General features: G+C 67.4%; 16 protein-coding genes and 1 tRNA gene. 8 read left to right on the top strand and 9 right to left on the bottom strand.

Annotated features, from left to right (window positions below; all coding sequences use genetic code 11):
• The first annotated feature begins 14 nt into the window (after positions 1 to 14).
• A complete protein-coding gene (locus tag ACT3SZ_RS13580; RefSeq protein WP_444619452.1) occupies positions 15 to 911 on the top strand; it encodes a patatin-like phospholipase family protein in 897 nt (298 codons plus the stop codon).
• A gap of 14 nt (positions 912 to 925) precedes the next feature.
• On the opposite strand, the gene ACT3SZ_RS13575 is transcribed toward ACT3SZ_RS13580, so the two are convergent.
• On the bottom strand, positions 926 to 2158 hold the full coding sequence (locus tag ACT3SZ_RS13575; protein WP_444619450.1) for an amidohydrolase: 1233 nt from the start codon (positions 2156 to 2158) through the stop codon (positions 926 to 928).
• Between the two features lie 184 nt (positions 2159 to 2342).
• Here ACT3SZ_RS13575 and ACT3SZ_RS13570 point away from each other — a divergent pair, with 184 nt between their 5' ends.
• Complete coding sequence (locus ACT3SZ_RS13570; RefSeq protein ID WP_444619449.1) at positions 2343 to 3686, top strand: HNH endonuclease signature motif containing protein; 1344 nt, start codon at positions 2343 to 2345, stop codon at positions 3684 to 3686.
• An 84-nt stretch (positions 3687 to 3770) separates the two neighbouring features.
• On the opposite strand, the gene ACT3SZ_RS13565 is transcribed toward ACT3SZ_RS13570, so the two are convergent.
• The gene (locus ACT3SZ_RS13565) at positions 3771 to 5138 is read right to left on the bottom strand and encodes a DUF4921 family protein (protein ID WP_444619579.1); all 1368 of its coding nucleotides are present in this window, start codon (positions 5136 to 5138) and stop codon (positions 3771 to 3773) included.
• Between the two features lie 64 nt (positions 5139 to 5202).
• Between ACT3SZ_RS13565 and ACT3SZ_RS13560 the strand changes: the two genes are divergently transcribed.
• The gene (locus ACT3SZ_RS13560; RefSeq protein ID WP_444619447.1) at positions 5203 to 5580 is read left to right on the top strand and encodes a hypothetical protein; all 378 of its coding nucleotides are present in this window, start codon (positions 5203 to 5205) and stop codon (positions 5578 to 5580) included.
• 38 nt (positions 5581 to 5618) lie between these two features.
• Here the strand turns inward: ACT3SZ_RS13560 and ehuA are convergent, their stop codons facing one another.
• From ehuA to ACT3SZ_RS13545, 3 genes are read right to left on the bottom strand one after another with little or no spacing between them, the layout of a single operon-like run.
• Entirely contained in the window at positions 5619 to 6398 is a 780-nt protein-coding gene (gene ehuA, locus ACT3SZ_RS13555) for an ectoine/hydroxyectoine ABC transporter ATP-binding protein EhuA (protein ID WP_444619446.1), read from the bottom strand.
• The gene (locus tag ACT3SZ_RS13550) at positions 6395 to 7375 is read right to left on the bottom strand and encodes an amino acid ABC transporter permease (protein WP_444619444.1); all 981 of its coding nucleotides are present in this window, start codon (positions 7373 to 7375) and stop codon (positions 6395 to 6397) included. Before ACT3SZ_RS13550 ends, ehuA begins: the two co-directional genes overlap by 4 nt.
• Positions 7375 to 8346: an ABC transporter substrate-binding protein gene (locus ACT3SZ_RS13545; RefSeq protein ID WP_444619442.1), complete on the bottom strand. Its 972-nt coding sequence runs from the start codon at positions 8344 to 8346 to the stop codon at positions 7375 to 7377. Before ACT3SZ_RS13545 ends, ACT3SZ_RS13550 begins: the two co-directional genes overlap by 1 nt.
• Before the next feature lie 44 nt (positions 8347 to 8390).
• Between ACT3SZ_RS13545 and ACT3SZ_RS13540 the strand changes: the two genes are divergently transcribed.
• Positions 8391 to 9659: a glutaminase gene (locus ACT3SZ_RS13540; RefSeq protein ID WP_444619440.1), complete on the top strand. Its 1269-nt coding sequence runs from the start codon at positions 8391 to 8393 to the stop codon at positions 9657 to 9659.
• 10 nt (positions 9660 to 9669) lie between these two features.
• Here the strand turns inward: ACT3SZ_RS13540 and ACT3SZ_RS13535 are convergent, their stop codons facing one another.
• Positions 9670 to 9810, bottom strand: a complete 141-nt coding sequence (locus ACT3SZ_RS13535) for a hypothetical protein (protein WP_444619438.1) — start codon at positions 9808 to 9810, stop codon at positions 9670 to 9672.
• 94 nt (positions 9811 to 9904) lie between these two features.
• Here ACT3SZ_RS13535 and ACT3SZ_RS13530 point away from each other — a divergent pair, with 94 nt between their 5' ends.
• Positions 9905 to 10555, top strand: coding sequence for a phosphoprotein phosphatase (locus ACT3SZ_RS13530; protein ID WP_444619437.1), 651 nt, complete (start codon positions 9905 to 9907; stop codon positions 10553 to 10555).
• Here the strand turns inward: ACT3SZ_RS13530 and ACT3SZ_RS13525 are convergent.
• Positions 10556 to 10640, bottom strand: a tRNA-Leu gene (locus ACT3SZ_RS13525).
• Positions 10641 to 10710: 70 nt separating this feature from the next.
• Entirely contained in the window at positions 10711 to 11349 is a 639-nt protein-coding gene (locus ACT3SZ_RS13520) for a TetR/AcrR family transcriptional regulator (RefSeq protein ID WP_444619435.1), read from the bottom strand.
• A 102-nt stretch (positions 11350 to 11451) separates the two neighbouring features.
• Here ACT3SZ_RS13520 and polA point away from each other — a divergent pair, with 102 nt between their 5' ends.
• Positions 11452 to 14160, top strand: coding sequence for a DNA polymerase I (gene polA / locus ACT3SZ_RS13515; protein ID WP_444619434.1), 2709 nt, complete (start codon positions 11452 to 11454; stop codon positions 14158 to 14160).
• Between the two features lie 27 nt (positions 14161 to 14187).
• On the opposite strand, the gene ACT3SZ_RS13510 is transcribed toward polA, so the two are convergent.
• Entirely contained in the window at positions 14188 to 14916 is a 729-nt protein-coding gene (locus tag ACT3SZ_RS13510) for a lysostaphin resistance A-like protein (protein ID WP_444619432.1), read from the bottom strand.
• Between the two features lie 110 nt (positions 14917 to 15026).
• On the opposite strand from ACT3SZ_RS13510, the gene ACT3SZ_RS13505 reads away from it, so the two are divergent.
• Positions 15027 to 16250, top strand: coding sequence for a sensor histidine kinase (locus ACT3SZ_RS13505; RefSeq protein WP_444619430.1), 1224 nt, complete (start codon positions 15027 to 15029; stop codon positions 16248 to 16250).
• The gene (locus tag ACT3SZ_RS13500) at positions 16247 to 16891 is read left to right on the top strand and encodes a response regulator transcription factor (RefSeq protein ID WP_444619428.1); all 645 of its coding nucleotides are present in this window, start codon (positions 16247 to 16249) and stop codon (positions 16889 to 16891) included. Before ACT3SZ_RS13505 ends, ACT3SZ_RS13500 begins: the two co-directional genes overlap by 4 nt.
• The last annotated feature ends 1 nt before the right edge of the window (position 16892 follow it).

Genomic DNA, 16892 nt, shown 5'->3' with positions numbered 1-16892 from the left:
GAGGCCCCACCAGGATGATCGACGCACGCGACACGGCACTGCTGTTGGAGGGCGGAGGCATGCGCGCCTCCTACAGCGCTGGCGCGGTGGACGTCCTCATGGACCACGACGTGCAGTTCGGCTGGGTCGGGGGCGTCTCCGCCGGCGCGACGCACCTGGTCAGCTACCTCAGCGGAGAGCAGGACCGCCTGCGCCGCAGCTTCGTGGACTTCGCCACCGAACCACAGTTCGGTGGCTGGACCTGGCTGCTGCGCGGCAAGGGTTTCTTCAACGCGGAGTTCATCTACGGTCAGGCCCACACCCTTGATCTTCCGCGGCCCTACGATGCCCGCCTCGCGCTGGAGGGGGACACGGAGTTCCGGATCTGCGCCACCCGCGCCGACAACGGTGACCCGGTCTACTGGGGACGCGAGGACATCAGCTCCGGCCAGGAACTGATGGACCGCGTCCGGGCGTCCTCCACGATCCCGTTCGCGATGCCGGTGCCGCGCATCGACGGGGTGCCCTACGTCGACGGCGCGCTCGGACCGTCCGGCGGGATTCCGTTGGACGCCGCGCTGGCGGATGGCTACGACCGTTTTTTCGCCGTACTCACCCACCCTCGTGGCTACGTAAAGCCGCCGATGGGACGCTCGAAGGTGTGGCGCACGCTGCTGCGCCGCTACCCGGCGGTCGCCGAGGCACTGCTCACCCGGCACATTCACTACAACGCCACGATGCAGCGGCTCTACGCCCTGGAGCGCGCCGGCCGGGCGTTCCTGTACTTCCCGGAGGACGCCGCACCGGTGAGTTCCACCGAGCGCAAGGTCGACGTTCTGCGCGACTCGCTGGCGCGAGGCACGGAGCAGGCGCTGCGCGACTGGGACGGCATGAACGAGTTCCTCGGCCGCGAGGCCGTCGGCTCCGCCTGAGCCTTACTGGCGCGTCAGTCGCGCCAGAGGTAGGCCAGTACGGCCGCCGTCGCCGCCCGCGTGGCGGTGTCCACGGTGCCCGGTGCGGGCAGGAACTGCGGCGAGTGGTTACCCGGGACGTCCTGCGCGACCCGGTCGGCGGCGACCGCAGCGTCCCACACGTCCTGTTCGGTGCAGCCGGTGAGCAGGAACTCGTAGGGCACGCCGAAGTGGCGGGGGATCTCGGAGAAGTCTTCGGACGCCGTCCAGCGGGCGGCGTCCTGCGAACGCTCACCGAAGACCTCATCGAGCACGGGACGCACCCGCTCGTGCACGCCGGCGTCGTTGTCGGTCAGCTCGCCGCGCGCGGAGTAGACGACGTCCGCCGGCTTCGGCGTGCCCGAGGCCGCGCACTCGGCCTGGATGACCCGCTCGATCGCGGCGTAGGTGCGGTCACGCACGCCAGTGTCGTAGAAGCGGCAGTTCAGCACCAGCGTGGCAGTGTCGGGGATGGTGTTGTTCGTGTGGCCGGCGGTGAGCGTGCCGACGGACACCACGGCGAAGTCGTCCGCGGCGACCTCGCGGCCCACGATGCCCTGCAGACGCACCACGATCATCGCGGCGAGGAACGTCGGGTCGATGGAGTTGTGCGGTGCCGACGCGTGCGAGGACACCCCGTGCAGCGTCACCGTGATGGTGTCGCAGGCGGCCATCACCGGGCCGGCCGAGGAGAACACCGTGCCCACCGGGCCGGGCATCACGTGCTGGCCGAGGCAGACGTCCGGGGCGGGGATACGCTCGGCCAGGCCGTCCTCGATCATCGACGTGGCACCGCGGGTGACCTCCTCGGCAGGCTGGAACAGGGCGATGAAGGTGCCCGACCAGGCATCCTGCCGGGCGTCCATGATCTCGCACAGGCCCATCAGGGCGGTGGTGTGCACGTCGTGGCCGCAGGCGTGCATCACGCCCGGGTTCTTGGAGGCGTAGGACGCCCCGGTGTCCTCGGTGACCGGCAGGGCGTCGAAGTCGGCGCGGTAGAGCACCGTCGGGCCGTCCCCGTTGCGCCACACGGCGGTGATGCCGTGGCCGCCGATACCGGTGGTCACCTCGGCGCCGAGGGCGCTGAGGCGCTCGAGGACGTGTGCGGCGGTCTGCTCCTCGTGCTCGCTGAGCTCCGGGTTCTCGTGCATCCACGTGTAGAAACCGTCGGCCCAGGAGAGGTCCACGCCGTGGTTGCCGATGAACTCCGCGATATCAGGTGTACTCATGGCCCCGAGTGTAGTGACGCTGGTGTCCTCTTCTTAGGGGCGGTCCCGGCTCGGGGTCTGTGGTGGCTCTCGTTCGATGTTGGGGCAGGTACTCCTTCTGAGTTATTCGAACATGTGGTTGACCATGTCCGTGGCATGTAGTACACTTCCGTCAAGGAAGCCAACCAAGGGGGACGCTGGCACCATGACTACCGACAACACCACACCCACCATGAGCATGGACGACATCCAACGCCACCTCAACCTCGGCGAAATGCTGCTCATCGCGAAACTCCGCGACATCGCCACCACCGAACGCTTCGCCACAGCGCTGGCACTACGCGGACGTTCCCGAACCGACGCCTCCCGCTTCGCACACGCAGGCGAACTCGCCGCACGTAACCTCGAACTCTTTTGTGCAGTGCTCACCACCGGAATCCTCGCCGCCGACCATCTCGCCCTGATCCGCCGGCTTATCCACGCCCAACTAGACACCGTGCCCCAGGCCCACCACGATGAGATCACCGCACACCTCGACGCCGCCGTGAACAAAGACGTCACCCCCTGGCTACGCGACACCACCGAACTGGTCACCCTGCGCGAACTCCGCGACCGCGTGCGCGCAGCAATCCTCGACGCCGCCCCGGAACTGGCCAACGACACCGCCCTGGCCCAGGAAGACACCGCCACACTCAAACGCCGCGGCAAGCAACTCGTCCTCACCGGCGGCGACGAAGTCACCCTCGCCGCCATCGACGATGAACTCGACAAGAAAGCCCGCGTTCTGCTCGCCGATGCCCGCCGCCGGCAGGAAGACATCCCCGAAGAAGAACGCACCGTGCTGCCGACCCGCTCACAACTCAAAGCACAGGTACTGCTCGAACAGCTCGGCGACAACCCAGCCTCGATGAAAATCCGCGTGAACCTGTACCGTGCGACCCTCGACGGCATTCACGGCACCGGAGCCGGCTACGTCACTGGCGTCGGCTGGATTGACCCTTCCACCGCCCAGCGCCTGGAAAACGAGTCCGGCTATGTACGCGTCCTGCACACCAACCCCGACAAGTACCCCGACACCGAGGCCTACACCTTCACCACCGCGCACAAGGACTACCTCGACGGACGTGATGCGACCTGTCGGTTCCCGAACTGTGATGTGCCGGCCACGCTGTGCGACAACGACCACATCATCAACTCCCCGCACACCGACCCCACCAGCGACGGGATCACCCATCCGAGCAACGGGCAGAAACTGTGCCGCCCGCACCACCGGCTGAAAACCGAGGGGGTGTGGACCTGCTCTACCACCGACGACGGGTTCACCATCGACTGGGAAGGTCCCAACAACAGGCGCTACACCACCCACGCCACCGGCCCGTTGGCCCAGGCCTACGACCCGGACGCGGTCTACCCCGCATATCCCGACGAACCCTCCGAACCGGTCGAAACTCCAGAACCTACCGAACCGGATGAGCCAGTCGAACCGGTTGAACCAACCGGACCAGACGGTCCCGACGACCTCGACCCCACCGAGGACCCACCGGCCTAGAAGCCACCCGCTGCCACACAGAAAGCCCCCGCACCCTCACAGGTGCAGGGGCCAGACGTGCGGGCCAGGGGCCAAGTCGGTGGGTTAGCCCTGCACCGCCGGGTTATAGCGCAGCGAGTTGCGCTGGAATTCGATCTCCCCACCCAGCCGGATCCCCGGGGCAAGGCGCCCCTCGTCACGGGCCGCGGTCAGTTTCTCGAGCACCTGCGACTTGAGGTCAGCGGGGCTCAGGGTGTTGATGAAGATCTTCGTGCCACCCTCGAACCCGGCCATCGTCGAATCCCGCCACTTGATCATGATCCGCCACGGCATCGGCACGTCCACGTCCAACGGCCGGTGCAGCCACTCCTCGTTCGAGGGCATGTGCGGCCCGGCCGCGACATGGCAGGCGTGGACGAGGTCGGCCACCGCATCGCGTTCCTCGACGCTGATCAGCCACGGCTCGGTCGTACCCGAACGGGAGAACACCTCCAGGGTCGGCCAACGGTGCCCGAACCCGGCGAAGGCGATGGCATGGTCGTTCTCCGCGACGATGAGGTTGTGGTGCCCGGCGTAGTCCACCGCCCACTCGTTGTACATGTTCGGGTTCGCCCGCACCTGGGCGATCTCCGTCTCGTTCTGCAGTCCGTGCTCGTCGATGGCTACCAGCTGTTTGTGCAGGTGCTCGATCGATGCGCCGGCGGGCTCTAGCCAGTTCTGGAATGCCGCGACGTAGCGCACGTACGGGTTGGCACGGTAGAGCCTATCCATCGCGTCCACGGTGAAGGCGATGTAGAGCCGGTGGTCCGACCAGCTCATCTCACCGGAGCTGAGCAGCTGGTCGCTGCGTGTGGCCCCAGGGACGTAGTGGTCGCGGGCGAGGATGATGTCGTGTCCGCCGCCGAACAAGGGCCCGCCGAGCTCGTTGATGCTCTGCACCGCCTGCTCTTCGGTGAACAGGGCGTCGATCTCGGACGCAGGACGCCCCGCCGCGGCCAGGCGGATGCGCAGCAGCTGCTCGACGTGGTCGCGTCCTTCCGGTTCGGCGAGGTATTCCGCCATGTGCCGGGCGGCCGTGGCGTCCATCCGGTGGCCGTAGTTCACCAGCCAGTAGTCGTAGGTGAGGATCTCGTAGAGGTTCGCCACCCGCCGGAACAGCGGGTCGGTCGACTCCAGTTGGGAGACCGTGAGGCCGCGCAGGATGCGGGGGTCACCGTTGTCGTCGATGACCATGCGGGCCTTCTCCGGGGTGGTGCGCAGCAGATTGGCGATGCCGAAGTCGGTCTGCGTGTCCCGGTTGCCGTCGTTGACCTCGACGATCTCCTCGGGACGTTCCCGGATGGGGCGGTGGCCGCGGCTGGGCACGGTCCATACCTCGGTCCCGGAGAACGGGTTGACCTGTTTGATGGTGCCGTCGGGCAACGTGGTCAACGGTGGTACCGGTGCGGGGGAGATGGGGGAGTGGCCGATCACAGTTACCCAACAGTAGTCGGTCGGACCCTGGCAGTGGGAGCGAGTCAGTGCTTTACTGGTGCCCATGCCTCAGATCGTGTTCAAGATCCTTTCCACCGCCGATCAGCGCGACAGCATTGTCGACGACATTCGGCACCTGGTCGACCTCAATTCGGAGTCGCTGACCGCTGACCTGAAGGTGGCCACCGGCACCGGGGGAGACGCCAGCCTCGAGGAGGTGTGGCAGGACTACGGTTTCGCCGACGCCGCCGACACCACCCCCGAGCCGGCGACGGTGACCCTGGACGTCACCCGCTGCGAGGGCAGCATCAGCGCGCTGACCGCGCGCCTGTCCGAGGTGCTGGTCAGCCGCGACAAGCAGCCCGCCGAGCAGCTCTTCCAGCAGGTGCTGGACGACCCGGGCACCCCCCGCGTGCCCTGGCACGTCGACATCCGTCCCTGATCCGTCCCTGATAAAGCGGTGGGGACGCGCAGCGGGGGTCAGTCCAGGATGCTGGACAGGAAGGAGCGGGTGCGCTCCTCCTGCGGGTCGGTGATGACCTGGCGCGCCACACCGTGCTCCACGATGCGTCCGCCGTCCATGAACGCCACGTGGTCGGCGACCTCGCGGGCGAAGCCCATCTCGTGCGTGACGACGAGCATCGTCATGCCGTCGTCGGCGAGACGACGCATCACGTTGAGGACTTCGCCAACGAGCTCGGGGTCCAGGGCGGACGTCGGCTCGTCAAAGAGCATCAGCTTCGGCTTCATCGCCAACGCGCGCGCGATGGCGACTCGCTGCTGCTGACCGCCGGAGAGCTGCACCGGCCACGCGTCGGCCTTGTCGGACAGCCCGACCATGTCGAGCAATTCGCGGGCGGTGGCCTCGGCCTCCGCCTTCGGGACGCCCTTCACCTTCATCGGTGCCTCGATGATGTTGGCGAGCACCGTGCGGTGGGTGAACAGGTTGAACTGCTGGAAGACCATGCCGATGTCGGCGCGCTGACGCGACGCCTCGCGCTCGGAGATCTGGTGCAGCCGGCCGTTGCGCTCCTGGTAGCCGATGAGGTCGCCGTTGACCTCGATGCGTCCGGCGTCGATGCTCTCCAGGTGGTTCACGCAGCGCAGCAGCGTGGACTTACCGGAGCCGGACGGACCGATCAGGCAGGTCACGCCGCCGGTGGGGACCTCAAGGTCGATGCCCTTGAGGACGTCGAGGCGGCCGTAGCGCTTCCAGACGTCCTTCACGGCGATCATCGGGGTGTCGGACGGGGTGCTCATCGGCCGTTCTCCTTGTTGTCTCGACTGTCGCGGTTGTTTCGTTCGCTGCTCGGATCCTCGACCGTGATATTCAGCGGCGGCAGGCCCTCCGCGTCGGTCAGTGCGGCGAGCTGGCGGCTCGTCAGTGCCCGCGAGGAGCCGCGGGAGTAGTAGCGCTCCAGGTAGTGCTGGCCGACCATGAGGATCGAGGTGATCACCAGGTACCAGGTGGCGGCGACGAGGAGCATCGGCACCGGCTCGAACATGGCGTAGGCGATGTCCATCGACCGGCCGTAGAGCTCACCGGCATAGGGCAGCGCGATGACCAGCGAGGTGGTCTTCAGCAGGCTGATCAGTTCATTGCCTGTCGGCGGGATGATGATGCGCATCGCCTGCGGCAGCACGGTTCGGCGCATGTTCTGCCACCAGGTCATGCCGAGGGCCTTGGAGGCCTCCGACTGGCCCTCGGGCACCGCCTGGATACCGGCACGCACGATCTCAGCCATGTAGGCCGATTCGTTGAGCCCCAGGCCGATCACGGCGAGCCAGAACATGTTGTTGAGCAGCGCGTCGAGCTCGATCTCGGTGAAGCCCACGTTGACCGACTGGTAGATCGCCGACAGCAAGCCCCAGAACACCAGCTGGACGTACACCGGGGTGCCGCGGAAGATCCACAGGTACAGCCAGGCAATGCCGCTGGTCACCGGGTTCGGGGACATGCGCAGGACGGCCAGGACCGCGCCGAGCACCACGCCGACGATCATTGCCAGCACCGTCAGCGCCATGGTGTGCACCGCGGCCTCGGCGATCCGGGTGTCGAAGAGGTAGGACGCGTAGGTGTCCCAGCCGTAGGCGTCGTTGTGCGCCGCGCTCCAGAGGAACACGGCGAGCAAGACGAGCAGGACGACGGACGCAACGATGCGTCCCGGGTGGCGCAGGGGGACGACGTCGTTGTCGGTCGGGCGGGTCCGTTCCTGGGCCCTGGGGTGGTCGCTCATCAGGAGGCTCCTTCATCGGCGGTGGCAGCGGCAGTGGCGGCGGCGGGCAGGTCGACGTCCTGCGTGTTGACGGTGACGGCGTCGATCGCGCCGTCGGTGAGTCCCCAGGGGCCGAGGATGTCGTCGTACTGTCCCGAGGTGATCAGGTACTCGAGGGCGGCCGCGAAGGCGGGCACAAGGTCCGACTCCTTGGCGAAGGCCCAGCCGAACGGGGTGGTGTCGAAGGCGTCTCCGGCGGGGATGAGCTTGCCCTCCGACAGACGAATCGCGTAGTCGGTGACCGCGGAATCCGAACTCAGCGCATCCGCCTTCTCCAGGGCCGTGGCATTTGCCGCGGCGTTGGCGGACTCGTACACCAGCTTGTTGATCGCCGGACGGCCGTCGGCGACACACTCATCGGACTTGACCTGTACGTCGTCGGTGTCGGAATACGTGCCCTTCTGCACGGCTACCGTGAGCCCGCAGGCGTCCGCCGGGTCCACGGTCTTGCCCGGCGTCGTGGCCCAGGTGATGCCCGAGGTGTAGAAGTCGACGAAATCGTAGGACTTCTGGCGGTCCTCGGTGTCGGAGAACCCGGAGGTGCCCACGTCCACCGTCCCGGTGGAGATCGACGGCAGGATCAGGTTGAAGTCCTGCTGCTGGAAGCTGACGTCGAGCCCAAGGACGGCACCGGCGGCGCGGACGAGGTCGACCTCGAAACCGATGATCTCGCCCGACGGGTCCTTGAATTGGTTCGGTGGGAAGGTCGGGTTGGTCGAGGCCGAGATGCGTCCGGAGTCGCGGTACTCCTGAGGGAGCAGCTCCTGGAGTTCGGCGACGGGTTCGGGCAGGGTGTCGACCCAGCCCTCCGGGTTGCCGGACTCTTCGTTGGTGACGCAGGCCACCAGTGACGTCGAGAGCATCAGGGCCCCCAAGACCGAGCCGACACTGCGGGCGATTAAGCCCGGTCGCGGAACGGGAAGGGGTGTCATGGGTGGAAGTATATCGGCGACGGATTCTGTTAGTCTCGGGGCCCATGAACTCCCTCGTCGAAGACTATCTGAACGACATCCTCGATCGGGTGCGCGACGAGGACGGCGGTGCCGTCGCGGACTACATCCCCGAGCTCGCCAAGTCCGATCCCACACCGCTGGCGCTCGCGATGTGCACGAACCAGGGGTGGATCTACAGCGTCGGCGACGATGAACGTGAGTTCACGATCCAGTCGATCTCCAAGCCCTTCGCCTATGCCGCGGCACTCCAGGACTGCGGGGTGCAGAAGGTGCTGGACACGGTGGGGATGGAGCCGTCCGGCGAAGCCTTCAACGAGCTTTCGTTGGACGGGAAGACGCACCGTCCGGTCAACCCGATGATTAACGCCGGTGCCATAGCCGTCAATCAGCTCATCAACGGCGAGGACTCCTCGGTCGAGGACCGCGTCGAGGTGATCGTCGACTACTTTTCCCGCCTCGCCGGACGGCAGCTCACCGTGGACGAGGAGGTGACCGCCTCGGAGACCGGGTCGGCCGACCGCAACCTGGCGCTGGCCCACATGTTGCGCAGTTACGACGTGATCAGCGACGCGGCGGAGGACGCCGTGGCGAGTTACACCCGGCAGTGCTCCATCCGGGTCACCGTGAAGGATCTTGCGGTCATGGGGGCAACTCTGGCGCTGGGCGGCGTGCAGCCGCTCACCGGGGAGCGGATCCTGGAGCCGCTGGTGTGCCGGCAGGTGCAGGCCGTCATGGCGTCCGCCGGCATGTACGACGGGGCGGGCAAGTGGATGGCAGGCGTGGGCATCCCGGCGAAGTCAGGCGTGGCCGGAGGACTGATGGGCACCCTGCCCGGTCAGCTGGGCATCGCGACATTCTCGCCGCGGCTCGACGAGTCCGGCAACAGTGTGCGCGGGGCGAAGATCTTCCGTGCCCTCTCGGAGGACATGGGCCTGCACCTGATGTCGGCGGTGACGCGCAAGGGCAGTTCGGTGCGCGGCGTGCGCACACGCGGACGCAGCACCATCTTCCGGCTGCAGGGTGGTCTGGACTTCTCCGGTGCCGAGGAGTTCCTCATGGAGACCGAGCACCAGGACATCTCCACCCCACGGGTCATCATCGATGCCCGTCGGGTGACCGAGAGCAACCCGGTGGGTCGCCGCATGGTGAAGGAGGGGCTGCGCCGCATCCGGGAGACCGGCAAGAAGGTCGCGGTCGTCGATCCGCACAACGTCCTCGGCAAGCGGCGGTTCGAGGACGGCACGACGGTGGCGACCACCGCGGCCGAGATCGTCGACCGCGGTGACGACTAGGGGAGCAGTTTTAGGGGAGCAGTGAGGAGAGGGACGCCCCGAGATCGCCGATCAGCCCGAACGGCGACGACAGGAGCGAGCCGACGATGAAGATGGCGTTGGAGGCATAAGCCCCGGACGTCTCGATTGCTTCGGCGATGGGAAGGTCCACGGTTGTTCGCTCCTTGGTAAGTGTGACGCCGGGACCATCCCGACAGTTTCACCGGCTAACCTACCTTACTGTCGCCTGCGGTACCATCCGGCGTATGACGGACTGGTTCACCGCGGATCCACATCTTGGCCACCCGATGCCCGCCCGGGTGCGAGGGTTCGAGGAGGTCGAGGAGCATGACGACGTGCTGCTGAGGAACCTTCGGGAGGTCCTCGTGTCGGGGGACAGGCTCTTCATTCTCGGCGATCTCTCCTCCGGGATCCCCGACCTGGAGGACCGCGCGCTCGACCTGCTCGCCGAGGTACGCGACATCACCGGTGCCAGACTGCACCTGCTCGCCGGCAACCACGACGCCGTGCACCCCATGCACGCCAAGGCGCTGGCCGGGCACCCCAGGTTCCTGCGGACCTTCGACACCATCGCCGCAGCGATGACGCTGAAGATCGAGGGCCAGCGGGCGGTGGTCAACCACTTCCCATACGACGGCGACCACACCGAGCCCGATCGCCACGTGCAGTGGCGGCCACGCGATTGCGGTGCGCCGGTCGTCCACGGCCATACCCACGCCACCTCGAAACTCAGCTGGTCGGCCGCAGGGACGCTGCAGATCTGTGTGAGTCTGGACGCCTGGGGCATGCGTCCGGCCACTAAGGACCAGCTGGCGGAGGTGGTGCGGGCTGGCCGCGCAGGCACGAAGTGGACAGCAGAAGACCCCGCCGGTCGATCTCGACCGGCGGGGTCATGATGGTGCCCTGGGTGGGACTCGAACCCACACGCCCGAAGACACTGCATTTTGAGTGCAGCGCGTCTGCCAATTCCGCCACCAGGGCCAACAAACGGAGATAATACGGGAGGGACGCCGCGCCCGACAACACCGGGGTGCCGACGGGCGCTGCCGACTCACCGTCCTGCGGGTTCACCGTCCAGGACGCACTGGATGAGGTTGCCGTAGTAGGTGACGAATGCTTCGACGTCGGCGTCGTGGAAGTACTCCTGGGTCACGAGCCGGCGCATCAACGCCAGGCCGATCACCATCGACATCGCCGCCTCGGCCCGCATCTCCGGGTCGGCACTGGAATCCGCGCCGGTCTCGGCGGCCACCCGCTCCAGGACGGGGGTGACGACCTGCTGGCGGTAGACCCGTCCGAGGGTGTCGACGATGTGCCGGTTGCCCCCGGCGTCGGCGAGTTTGCGCACCAGTGAGTTGGGGCTGTCGTCGGCGGAGGTCACCGCCAGCCGTGCCAGGTGGGTGCCCATCTCGGTGAAAGGGACGTTCTCCAGGCGCGCGGCAGCCTCGGTGAAGTCCAACTGCGCTTCGTAGAGGTTCTCCTTCGTCCCGTAGTACTTGATGATCAGCGGGGCACTGACACCAACCTCAGTGGCGATGTCCTTGAGCGACACCTCGCTGTAGGGGCGCTTGTTGAAGGCGTTCTTCGCACACTCCAGGATGTACACCCGGGTTTGCTCGGCACGCCGCCGGGCCGACGACTGCTGTTCGGCCGCCGGTTCTTCCGGGACGCTCTCTGTCTGGTCACTCATGGCGACTAGAATAGCCGGGGCACGACACCGACTGCGGCAGCAACCACGAGAAGTGTGTCCGGCGGCGTGAAAGAACACGTCACGGACATGCAGGAAGGTCATATGACAGACAACCCCGGGGACGAGCGCCCCACCCTCCTGTTGCTCGACGGACACTCCCTGGCCTTCCGGGCGTTCTACGCCCTGCCGGCCCAGAACTTCTCCACGACCGGGGGCCAGTACACCAACGCCGTCTACGGCTTCCTCGGCATGTTCCTCGGGCTGATGGAGGCCGAGCAGCCGACCCACGTCGCCGCGGCCTTCGACCTTTCCGGACCGACGTTCCGGGAGAAGGACCTCCCGGAGTACAAGGCGCAGCGTCCGCCGGCACCCGAGGAGTTCCATGGGCAGGTTGAGCTGATCCAGGAGGCGCTGCAGTCCCTCGGTGTGCGCACGCTGACCAAGGAGGCCTATGAGGCCGATGACATCATCGCTACGCTGTCCTGCCGTGGCACCGAGGCGGGCATGCGCACGGTGATCTGCACCGGCGACCGCGACAGCCTGCAGCTCGTCAACGACGACGTCACCGTCCTCTACACCCTGCGCGGGGTCTCCGAACTCGACCGGTTCACCCCTGCGCGCGTGGAGGAGAAATATGGCGTGACCCCCACCCAGTACCCGGACCTCGCCTCACTGCGCGGCGATACCTCCGACAACATGCCCGGCGTGCCGGGTGTGGGCCCGAAGACCGCGCAGAAGTGGATCACGAAATACGGCAGCCTGGACGCAGTCATCGACCACATCGACGACTTCGGCGGCAAGGTCGGTGACGCCCTGCGCGACAATATCGACAACGTCGTGCTGGCCCGCAAGGTCACCGAGATGGTCCGCGATCTCGACCTCGGGGACCTCAATGGGGACGGCGAGCTGCTCTCCGCGCTGCGTCCCGGGCACGTGGACGCCTCCGAGGCGATCGACCTCTTCGACACCCTCCAGTTCGGAAATAACCTGCGCAACCGCACCTTCCGCACCATGGGTATCGAGTTTGAGGACGGTGCGGCGTCCGAACTCGCCGTCGACGCCGTCGCCGACGGCAAGCTCACCAAGTGGCTCACCGACCGCGCCGGCTGGAAGGACGGCCGCAACCCCGGCGACGCGTCCACCAACCGTCCCCTCGTCGTCGAGGTGACCGGAACCGGGACGCCGTTCGGCGGCAACGCCGCGCGCGTCGTCCTACTTGATCCGGAAGCCGGCGAGGACGGCGTCCTGCACGCCGTGGACATCGACCTGACCGATCAGGATCCCAAGGACGAGGCGGCACTCGCCGCCTGGCTCGCGGACGTCTCCGCCGCCAAGTGGCTGCACGACTCCAAACGGGCCTGGCACATGCTCCACGGCTCCGGTCTGGAACTCGACGGTGTGGAGCACGACACCGCCCTCGCCGCCTACCTGCTGCGTCCGGACGTGCGTTCCACCGGGCTGGCGGACGTCCTGCAGCGCCACGTCGGTCACGAGCTCGCCGAGGACGCTGCCGGCGGCGTGCGCGCGCAGGCCGTGCTCGACCTGGTGACCTCGCTGACCCCGGAGCTCGCCGGGATCGGGGCGATGGAGCTCTACCTCGACCTCGAGGTGCCGCTGGCCACCGTCCTGGCGCGCATGGAGAGCCACGGCATCTCCGTGGACCGTGACTCGCTGCAGGAACTCTCCGACAACTACGGTGACCGCATCACCGAGGAGGTCACCGCCGCCCGCGAGATCGCCGGCGACCAGTCGCTCAACCTCTCCAGCCCCAAGCAGCTGCAGAAGGTGCTTTTCGAGGACTTCGGGCTGCCCACCACCAAGAAGACCAAGACCGGCTACTCCACCGCCGCCGGCGAGCTGGAGAAGCTCACCGCCCAGACCGGGCACCCCTTCCTGTCGCACCTGATGGCCCACCGCGAGTACCAGAAGATGAAGACCACCATCGACGGACTCATCGAGGCCACCGCCGACGACGGACGCATCCACACCACCTTCAACCAGCGCGGCGCCGCCACGGGCCGCCTGTCCTCGGCGGAACCGAACCTGCAGAACATCCCGGTGCGTACCGAGGCAGGACGCCACATCCGCGGCGCCTTCCGCGTCGGGGCGGGCTACACCACGCTGCTGACCGCCGACTACTCGCAGATCGAGATGCGCGTCATGGCGCACCTCTCCGAGGACCCCGGCCTGATCGAGGCCTACCGCAACGGCGAGGACCTGCACAACTACGTGGGCTCCAAGGTCTTCGACGTGCCCGTCGACGAGGTCACCCCGGAACTGCGCCGCAGGGTGAAGGCGATGAGCTACGGGCTGGTCTACGGGCTCAGCGCCTTCGGCCTGTCCCAGCAGCTCAATATCGCCGCCGGTGAGGCGAAGAAGATCATGGACACCTACTTCGAGCGCTTCGGCGGGGTGAAGGACTACCTCGACACCGTGGTGGAACGGGCTAAGGAGGTCGGCTACACCGAGACGCTCTACGGGCGGCGTCGCTACCTGCCGGAGCTCAACTCCAGCAACCGGGTGGCCCGCGACAATGCTGAACGCGCCGCGCTGAATGCGCCGATCCAGGGCACTGCCGCCGACATCATCAAGCGGGCGATGCTGCGCGTCGACCGGGAGATGACGAGGCGCGGTATGCGCTCACGGGTGCTGCTGCAGGTGCACGACGAGCTCGTCGTCGAGGTCGTCGACGGCGAGCTCGAGGAGATGACCGCGCTGCTGCAGGAGCAGATGGACGGCGCGGCCGAACTGCGCGTCCCGCTGGATGTCTCCACCGGCACCGGGGAGAACTGGGAGGCCGCCGGGCACTGATCCGGCGGATGGGCGGCTGGGTGTGGCTCAGGTGAAGACCGCCGCGACCAGCGCGGTACTCGCCAGAAGGTTCACGGTGCAGTGCAGCGCTAAGCCGCCCCACAAAGAACGGTGCCACCGGGTGAGCACCGCGCACCCGATCCCCATGAGGAAGGTCCACAGCATCACCGGGGCCACAACATGGAGAAGCCCGAAGACCACAGAACTCAGCACCACGGCACCCGCCGCCGCTACTCGGGGTCGGTGGCTCAAGGTGAAGAGTCGGTCCTCGATCCAGCTCATGGTGAACCGGCGGATCAATACCTCCTCGACCACCGGTCCGACGAGCAGGTAGCTGACGAGCACGACCACGGCTCCGCGGCTCGACCCTAGGGCGTCGTCTTCTGCCTCGGTGGTTGCCGTCGGCTGCAATCCGAGGATCTGGCCCAGGATCGCCGTCGCGGTCAACGCCAGGACCAGCACGACCGGAACCTGCCACAGTAAGTGGAGCCCCCGGCGGCCCAGGCGACGGAAGCCGAGGTCGTCTGCCGACCAGCCCCGCACCGACCAGGCCACGAGTAGCGCAGAGACGAGCACCAGCACGACGGGCAAGGTCCATAGGACTATGTCGGGAAGTGTGAGGTCAGGGGAGAAGACCCTGACCGCGACCAATACGAGCACCAGCAGGACGATCGGGGAGAGGAACGCACCCCACACCCGCAGAAGGTCACGGTGGCGGACAGGTCGCAGGAACGGCGTGAGGGAGGACGACGACATGTCCCACAGTCTGCGGGGCTCCGGCCGGGCGCGGTAGCGGCCGAAGGTCTGGCGAATCACATACCTTTGACCGACATCGGGGGACGCGACGAGCGGCTAGGGTGTCGGGAGTGAGAATCGTCCCTGCCCTCAGCACCCAGAGAGCCCGGAGTGCAGTTCTTCTGTGGCTGTGCTCCGCCCTCATCGGCACGGCGTTGATGCTGTTCACCGTCCCCACGCTCTTCGACTGGCAGGACCCCGCCGATCTCCCCGACAGTCGGAACCTGGCGCTGGCACGGTTCATCGCGGTGCAGTTGGCCACAGGCGTCGCGGCGCTGATCCTCCACGCGGTGTCACTGGCCCGCGGTCGGCGTCCTGCCCTCATGCTGACCGTTCTCATGGGTGCAGTCAGTGCGCTCGGGGCCGTGGCGGCCCTTGCGACGGTGGTGCGCGTCAGCCGGCACGCTTCGCGTCGGGACGCGGCATTCGCCGGGGTACTCCTGCTTGTGGGAGGCACGGTCAGCATGGCCCTGGATCCGGACGGCTCGACCCTCGGGATGCTCGCCGGTCTGCTATTCACTGCGGCGGTCAGCGTGGCCATCGGACTCGGGTGGGCATCGCGCGACCGTGACCGCCGCACGGTCGAGCGGCTGCGTGGGGAACGAGAACTGGCCCAGGCGCTCGAGGAGGAGCGGATCGCACTCGCCCGCGACATCCACGATTCGCTGTCCCACCGCCTGGGGCTGATCGCCATCCACAGCGGCGTCCTCGGCTACCGCCCGGACCTGACGGAACAGCAGCGGGACGAGGCCGTCTCCACGATCCGCACGCAGGCGCAGGCCGCGTCCTCCGACCTGCAGGGAATCATCACGGCGTTGAGGATGCTGGACACCTCCACCACGCTCGACGCCGCACGGCGCAGCCCGGACGATGTCATCGATGCCGCGCGCCGGCGTGGGCAGGATGTCGTCGTGACTACAGACGGCACCGACGCCACAGCCGGACTCGGTGTGGAGTTGCCGACGCCAGCTCGCCACGCACTCGGGGCGGTGCTCGGCGAGGCCCTCGACAACGCGCACCGGCACGCGCCGGGCGAAACGGTGTCGGTGGCGGTCTCGGGGGATGCACCGACTCGGCCGGGGATGCTTGCGGTGTCGGTGTCGAACCCGGTCCCCGAGCGCGTCGGGCGCATCGGGGACAGGCAGGACAGGCAGGACGCCGCGGGCGGCGGGTTCGGCCTCACCGGGGTGCGCGAGCGCTTGGCGTCGGTGGGTGGAAGGCTCCAAGTCGAGAACGCGGACGGTGTGTTCCGCCTGGCAATGTCCCTGCCGTGGCACAAGGAGAAGACCTCGTGATCAAGGTTCTTCTCATCGACGATGAGACGTTGGTACGCACGGGCCTGCGGCTCTTGCTGGACGGTGCCGGGGACACGTCCCGCGGAGGCGGGATCCGTGTCGTCGGCGAGGCAGGGGACGGGCGTGGTGCCCTGGCTGAGATTGCACGGCAGCGTCCGGACGTGGTGCTCATGGATATCCGGATGCCGGGGATGCATGGTCTCGAGGCACTCCGGGAACTGCAGGGCCAGGCGGATGCCCCGGCGGTGATGATGCTCACGGCGTTCGACACGCGCGAGGACATCGTCCAGGCGCTCGACGGTGGGGCGAGGGGGTTCCTCCGGAAGGTTGCCAGCCCAGAGGCTCTGGTCGCTGCGGTTGAGACCGTGGCGGCCGGCCAGACGGCGTTCAGCCCGGACGTCGTCGCGCACCTGCTGGAGCGCAGCCGTGGTGGAACAGAGAGCAGGCCGGGCGAGAGCCCCGTCCTCAGCGACCGGGAGAATATGGTGGCCGAACTGGTCTCACAGGGGATGACCAATGAACAGATCGGTCAGAGCCTGCACCTGGCACTGCCGACGGTGAAGTCCTATATGTCCCGCATTATGGAGAAGCTGGGGGCCACGAACCGCGTCCAGGTCGCGGTCGCCTACCTCGCCCGGTGAG

The organism is Corynebacterium sp. AOP40-9SA-29 (assembly GCF_052377405.1).
Classification (GTDB): domain Bacteria; phylum Actinomycetota; class Actinomycetes; order Mycobacteriales; family Mycobacteriaceae; genus Corynebacterium.
The sequence above is the reverse complement of the archived record's forward strand: the minus strand, read 5'-3'. Positions and strand labels throughout refer to the sequence as shown.